Below are 5,031 nucleotides of genomic sequence, written 5' to 3' on the forward strand. Positions count from 1 at the left end.
CCCGTTGGCCGAATCTCTGCCCGAGGCCTTGGCGCGATTCCCTCTTTAAACCAACGCGTCCCTGGCTGCCACCCGCGCCATTACCGCGCCGCGCGACGTCTTCGATTTGGCGCGTGCCGCGGCCGTGGCCCATGTCGTGGTCGACCTCGACCAGGTGGGCGGGCCATCCGCCGCGCGCAAATGCGCGCATGTCGCCGAGGCGGCGGGCCTGGGCGCTTCGCTCAATGCCGGCGCGTCGATCGGCATCGCGACCGCGGCCATGCTGCATCTCACCGCTTCGGTGCCCGGTTTCGCGTCGGCCAACGAGTCGGCCTGTTTCCTGCTTGCCGATAGCGTGCTGGCCGAGCCGCTGGCCGTGATCGACGGACAACTGGCCGTGCCCGACGGACCCGGCCTGGGGATTCAGGTCAGCCGCGCAAAGCTCGACCGCTACCAGATCGGTTGAACGGCTCCGTTGCCCGCGTCCTGCGCCTCAACTGAGCAGGTAGTTCTTGAGATGATGATTCTCGAACGACAGCTCGTCGTGATGCGCTTTGACGAGGTCGCCGATCGAGATCATCCCCAACAGCGTGCCGCGCTCGACGACTGGCAAATGCCGAATCCGCCGCAGCGTCAGTAGACCCATCGCCTCGTCGACCGATTGATCGGCCGGCGACGTGATGACCGGCGACGACATCACCGCGCGGACTTTCAATTCGGCCAGCGGACAACGGTGCGCCGCGCAGGCCCGCAGCACGTCGCGTTCGGTCAAAATACCCACCAGCGATTCGCCGTCGTCGGCATCGTCCGCCATGACGACCAGCGACCCGACGTTGTGACGGACGAGCTTTTGCACGGCATCGTCCACCGTGGCCTCAGGATCGATCGACAACACACCCGTAGGCTTGCTGCGCAGAATTTCGGCAAGAGTCATGGCCGAGCCCTCCGAGACAGGGGGAGCGAGAAAAGACGCGGAAACGCGCGTACGATGCGGACCTTGAGCTGGCCGCTTCCGGCCCCAGAACGGGGCCATGTCCCTACGAGCCAAGCTACGCTTGGCTGTCGCGAAAAGTCAAAGCAATTTGCTGCGTTTTCGCCGACGGTGCGGCGGACCGCTTGTGACAGATTTCACGAACGCGGCGACACGATCGACGCCCTCGACCGCCGCGCGTGCGAACCGAAGGATTATCGCGGCGATAATTCTACGATTCGCAGTCCGCGGAATTTCAAATTCGTCGTTGAATCGTGCGCCTGGAGACTCAGCGTGCCGGCCTCGAGTCGCAGTCCTTCGCGCGGATTGGCGTTCACCGGTCGTGTGTCGGTCCAATCGCTCACCTGGATGCCGTTGACCCACCCGGCCATGTGCGGGCCCGCGACGACCAACGTCTTGGTAAACCAGGTCTGATCGTCAGCCACGATGCGCCGGGCATTCTGGCGGCGATAGAACCCGCCGGTTCCACAGTCGACCGGCTTGTCCCGCGTGCGTCGAAAGGCGTTTTGGATCTGGCTTTCGTAGCCCTGCCAGAATTGGCCCGGGATCGAGCGGAAAAAGACTCCCGAATTGAGTCCCCGGCCGACGACGAACACGTCGAGCTGCAACACGAAATCGGCCCATTGCCCCTGGGTTTCCAACTGGCCGTTGCCCTTGCGCACAACGAGCTCGCCTGACTCATTCACCGAGAACTCGGCCTTCTTGTCGGGAAACACGGTCCAGCCTTCGAGATTCCGGCCGTTGAAGATCGGCTGCAAGCCGTCGGGCCGGAGCTTGACGTTCTTGAACGCGACCGCGCCCGAGTTGAGCTGCAGGCCGATCAGTCCGCGTCCCAGCGGCGCCGGATCGGTGTAGTCGAGCACCTGCTGCCCATCGAGATGCACGACAAAATGCCCGCCTTGGGCCGTGACTTCGTAGTGATGCCATTGCTCGTCGTAAGCGGCCTGCGCCGCTTTGGCCCGGCCGACAAAACTGCCCGTGGCGAACGGCGATTTCTCCGGCGGAGCGATGTTCAGCTCGTAGCAGTCTTTGGCCGGATCGGTGGGCTGCTTCGGCGTGCGGAGAAAGATGCCGCTGTTCGTACCGGCCGCCGCGCGAAAATCGCATTGCAGCGTGTAATCGGCAAACGGGCTGGTGGTGACCAACAGCCCGGGCTCGCCGCTCGAGACGGCGATCGTCCCCTGTTCGACGCGCCAATCGGCCTGCGAACCTGGCTCCCAGCCGAACAGCGTTTCGCCATCGAACAGCAAGATCCAGCCGCCGCTGACCTCCTCGGGCGTCAACTGGTTGTCGGCCGCCAACGCCGGAGCGTGGCTACCGCTCCACAGGGTGACCACCAGGCAACCAACCTGCAGAATCGACGGCCTTCGCGATTTCGTCATCATCCGTCACGCCTCACGTCTCTGGTTCACCGATTTTGTTCTGCGGCTGGCGGACCTCGAGACAAACCTCGCCCCAGTCCACTTCGCTCGCCGTATCGACCTCCGCGAATTCGACACACAGTACGTTTCGCGGTTCGACCAGGCCGCTGATCATAAACTCCCCGCGCCCGGGAGGCGCGTCGACCGCCGCGACGGGTCGGCCGTTCAATTCGATTCTCGCCGGCAGCGCGAGTCCTTCGACGACCAGCCACAGCGTCTCGGCAGCGGCCAGCGGCGGCTGGCCAAAGCGTCGCACGTAACGCACCCGACCACGAAAACCCGGGGGCAGATGTGCGGCAAACCGGCAGGGAACGTGGACCTTGCCCGGCGACGGCAACGAGCCCAAGGCAGAACCCCGGACCTCGAATTCCCAGGGCCCGCGGAGGCGAATTCGATGTGCGGCCACCAACGGCTCCTCGCGCATGCCCGCCGAACGACTCGGCACAACGCGCTAGTCGTAGCGCACGACCGTCTTGATGCCCTGCGGGGTGCGGTGTTCGTAGTGCCAGAGCGCCTCGTCGAGCCCGACTTCGTCGGTGATCACCGCGCGCAGCTCGCGGCGATGTGTCGCGCCGAGTTGTGCGAGATGCGCCAGGGCATCGAGGAAATCGCGCGGGGCCGCGTTCACGCTGCCGATCTGCACCTGATTGCGCAGCAACCCGTCGCGAACCATCAGCGCCACGTTCAGCGGCCGCGGTTCGGGCAGGCGCGAGCTCCCCAACCAGACGAGCACGCCGTGGGAGGCCATCGCCGCGCTGGCCCTGACGAGCAATTCGTCACTGCCGGTGCATTCCAGCAGCAGGTCGTAGCCGTCCTGGTCGGGATCGGCCGGCGAAAAATCGACCGTTTCGGGCGAGACATAGTCCGCGCCGAAAGACCGCACCAGTTCCGCGCGCGACGTGTCCGTGGCGTCGCGGCCATAGACCGTCGTCGGCCAGCCGCGCGCCACCGCGGCGATCACTCCGGCGAACGCGATTGGTCCCAGGCCCGTCACCAGCACGCGCGGCGGCCGCTCGGCCCAGATGTCTGCGCCCAGCCGTGCTCGCTGCACGACGTGCGCTTCGTTCACGCCTTTCTCGGCCACGGCCACCGGTTCGGTCAGCACGGCCAGGTCGGCCATCGCCGGGTCGACGCGGAACAAGTGCTCGGGCCGGTCGAGCCACTCGGGCAGCGAGAATCCGTGTTCCTCGACGATGCCGCGCTCGGTGTAGGTACCCATCGGCAGCATGTCGACCCGAAACTGCGGCGCCGTCGCGCGCCGCCGGCGCACGACCGGCACGACCAGGTCGCCGACGTCGAATGTGCTCACGCCAGGGCCGCGTTCTTCGACGCGGGCCAGGCACTCGTGGCCGAGCACCAGGTGTTCGCCCCCTGGGGGCAACACCGGACTTTGCGACTCGAGGATTTCGCGGTCAGTGCCGCAGATCCCCAATTGCAGAGTGCGACAGCGCACCTCGCCCTGGCCCGCGGATGACGGCTCGCGGTGCTCGACGATCCGCGGCGTGCTGCTGCGGGCAAACGCGGCAATCCCTCGCATGATCCGTAGTTCTCCCTCGACCGAGACGGCTGCGCCTGCGTCGCTCGCGCGCTGGCAACCGGGTTCAGGAAAGAATACCGCCGCGGTTGCCGCTCGACCACACGCGCCGCTCGGCGCTGGTCGAGAAGGGCCGGGAAAGCCGAAGGTCCCAAGCGTCTACCGCGTCTACCGGGTGACGAAGTCCTGAACGATCGTCACTTCGCGGATCTGCTTGGTGTCGGGCTCGAACACGCGGAGCTTGATCTGGATGCCGCGCAGCGGCACCGGGTACGGCGGCGGGGCCTCCATCTCGGTCAGGTCGTCGATGCCGCCGAAACCGTCGGAGATGGCAGTCGATGCATTAATCTCCGGGTACGTTGGCGGAGTTCCTGGCGTCTGCACATCGTTGTCAAACCCGTCGGTGAATTCGTCGATGGCGCCATCGCCGTCTTGATCCTGTCCATCCGACTCGTAGTGCGTTGACCAGGTGTCGTAGACACTTGCTCGGATGTCGGCCCAGGCCGGTGCCACGGCCGGTGCCACGGCCGGGGGCGTGCCAGATTGTTGTGAGCGGGTCAATCCCGGCCCGCCGAAGATGGGCATCGTCAAGCCATGCAGATTGATTGAATTCGGGTCAGAGCCATACGGGGTCGTGGTCAGTCCGTTGTTGCCCAGCCCACAGAGGAAGTTCAAATCGACATAGGCGCCGAACCGGGCAACGCGCGGCACCGACGAGACACCCGCGCTGGCCACGCCCGTTAGCGCGTTTCCCAACTCGCGTGTGTACTCCGCGTCGCCCGGCAGCAGCGTCACCCATTCGCCGGTCGTCAGTTCCCGTTCGAGTACGGGCGCGTCCGGGTCCCAGGCCTTGATGTCGAAACCCAGGACGTTGGTCAGCACGATGTCGTCGTTCGGCCGGGTACTGTCGCCCAAAGTCGATCCCAGCGGCTCCGTGTAGGCCAGCAAACAGCCGGTCTCGGGATCTAGTTGCGCGTAGGGGTGAGGGCTTTCCCATGCATCAAAGTAACCGTTGGCGGTCAGGCCAATGACCGAAGCATTCGTCCCATCGGCCGCGAGAAACGATGAAGAGTCCGTCGAGCGAGGCAAGATCGCGTTGCCTGTCG

5 protein-coding genes and 1 pseudogene are annotated in these 5,031 nt (G+C 65.5%); 1 reads left to right on the forward strand and 5 read right to left on the reverse strand.

Going from position 1 to position 5,031, the window contains the following annotated elements:
• Positions 1-61 precede the first annotated feature (61 nt).
• Positions 62-445 (forward strand): annotated as a pseudogene (locus tag K1X74_23315) (hypothetical protein).
• Between the two features lie 27 nt (positions 446-472).
• On the opposite strand, the gene K1X74_23320 reads toward K1X74_23315, so the two are convergent.
• The 5 genes from K1X74_23320 to K1X74_23340 form a co-directional block, all read right to left on the reverse strand.
• Entirely contained in the window at positions 473-913 is a 441-nt protein-coding gene (locus K1X74_23320; protein MBX7169282.1) for a CBS domain-containing protein, read from the reverse strand.
• Positions 914-1,164: 251 nt separating this feature from the next.
• A complete protein-coding gene (locus tag K1X74_23325; protein MBX7169283.1) occupies positions 1,165-2,355 on the reverse strand; it encodes a DUF1080 domain-containing protein in 1,191 nt (396 codons plus the stop codon).
• 10 nt (positions 2,356-2,365) lie between these two features.
• Complete coding sequence (locus K1X74_23330) at positions 2,366-2,797, reverse strand: hypothetical protein (protein MBX7169284.1); 432 nt, start codon at positions 2,795-2,797, stop codon at positions 2,366-2,368.
• Positions 2,798-2,842: 45 nt separating this feature from the next.
• Positions 2,843-3,928 (reverse strand): alcohol dehydrogenase catalytic domain-containing protein, encoded by a 1,086-nt coding sequence (locus K1X74_23335; GenBank protein ID MBX7169285.1) that lies wholly within the window; start codon positions 3,926-3,928, stop codon positions 2,843-2,845.
• 165 nt (positions 3,929-4,093) lie between these two features.
• The coding region (locus tag K1X74_23340) for a hypothetical protein (GenBank protein ID MBX7169286.1) at positions 4,094-5,031 on the reverse strand (938 nt) is incomplete at its 5' end.

This window comes from Pirellulales bacterium, assembly GCA_019694435.1.
Classification (GTDB): domain Bacteria; phylum Planctomycetota; class Planctomycetia; order Pirellulales; family JAEUIK01; genus JAIBBZ01.